This is a genomic window from Spirosoma spitsbergense DSM 19989 (genome assembly GCF_000374085.1).
GTDB classification, from domain to species: Bacteria; Bacteroidota; Bacteroidia; order Cytophagales; family Spirosomataceae; genus Spirosoma; species Spirosoma spitsbergense.
On record NZ_KB893524.1, the window covers coordinates 1 to 1,428 of the forward strand.

At 49.1% G+C, this 1,428-nt stretch carries 1 protein-coding gene; it reads left to right on the plus strand.

Annotation, left to right across the window (positions count from 1 at the left end; genetic code table 11):
• Positions 1-277: 277 nt before the first annotated feature.
• Entirely contained in the window at positions 278-1,372 is a 1,095-nt protein-coding gene (locus B157_RS0113595; protein WP_020603865.1) for an IS110 family RNA-guided transposase, read from the plus strand.
• Positions 1,373-1,428: the final 56 nt, after the last annotated feature.

The following is a 1,428-nucleotide window of genomic DNA, read 5'->3' on the forward strand; positions in this document are numbered from 1 at the left end:
CATATCTTTGTTTTCGATTGCGGTTGTCCAAAAAAGTGCAATTTTTGAGTAAGACCTGACACGGGTAGTCAGTACCTCGGGTCGGCCGCTGAGACACCTCCCGGTGATCTTGAACAGGCTGGTTGTGCTGGCTCCCTTGTCCCTTTCCAATAAGCTCCAACAGTACCCATAGACGCAAGTCAGACTTGTGATCTGCAATCGATGTGCAAGAGTTAGGAAAGTACCGGGCCGCCGGTGCGGTCAGGTTCATGTTTCACTTTTTTTAGCCCCTTCCTATATGCAAACGTATCTGCGTTATTGCGTCGGACTCGACATTAGCAAAGACAACCTCCAGGTCTGCCTGTCCGTGATTGATACCACCGGACGGGTCACGGTTAAAGCCACCACTAAAGTGCCTAACAAACCGACGGGGTTCTCTGCTTTAGTGAACTGGGTGGCTCGTCACCGTAAGCTAGAGTTACCCCTAACCTACCTGATGGAATCGACCGGCGTCTACCACGAAGCGGTAGCTTGGTATCTCCATCAGCAGGATCAATCCGTTAGTATTCTCTTACCCAATAAGGCTAAACATTACCTCAAAAGTCTGGGCTACAAATCAAAAAATGACAAAATTGACGCTCAAGGTCTCTCACGTATGGGTCTTGAACAACAGTTGGCTTTGTGGAAACCGCTCTCTAAAAATCTCTATGGGCTTCGGTTGCTCACGCGTCAACATCAACGATTACAGGAACTTAAAACGCAATCCACTAACCAGCAACATGCCCTGGAACACAGTGCTTTTGACAGTAGCTTCATCGACAAGCAGTTAACGAAGCTCATCGCCGTTTACGATGCCCAGCTAGCGGCTTTGGAGACAGCCATCAAGGAACTCATTGAAACCGACCCTGTACTCAAGCCCAAAGTTGACGCCTTGGTCAAGGTTAAGGGGTTGGCCCTGCTTTCGGTAGCCGTGTTGGTGGCCGAAACCAACGGCTTCGAGGGTTTCACTAATCAGCGGCATCTGGTCAGCTACGCGGGCTATGATGTGGTGGAAAACCAATCGGGTAACCACTCGGGCAAAACGCGCATCTCTAAGAAAGGCAATAGTCGTCTACGTCGTATTCTGCATATGCCGGCTTTCAATGCAGTTCGTTTTCATGAACCCACTTGTGAAGCGCTTTACACGCGGGTTTATGAACGTAGCGGCATTAAGATGAAAGCCTACGTGGCGGTTCAAAAGCGATTGCTTTTGATGGCCTACGCCTTGTGGCGTCACGGGGTTGATTATGACCCTAAGTACTTAGCGAATCGGGCTGAGAAGGACAAAAAAATAGTCCCGACCAGCGGGACTACACGGGATCAATTGGCCGAAGCCGAGTTGTCCTACTTGTAGTCCAAAGATATGAAAAAAATCCTATCTCAAAATTTGCTTTTCACGACAGTACCAGC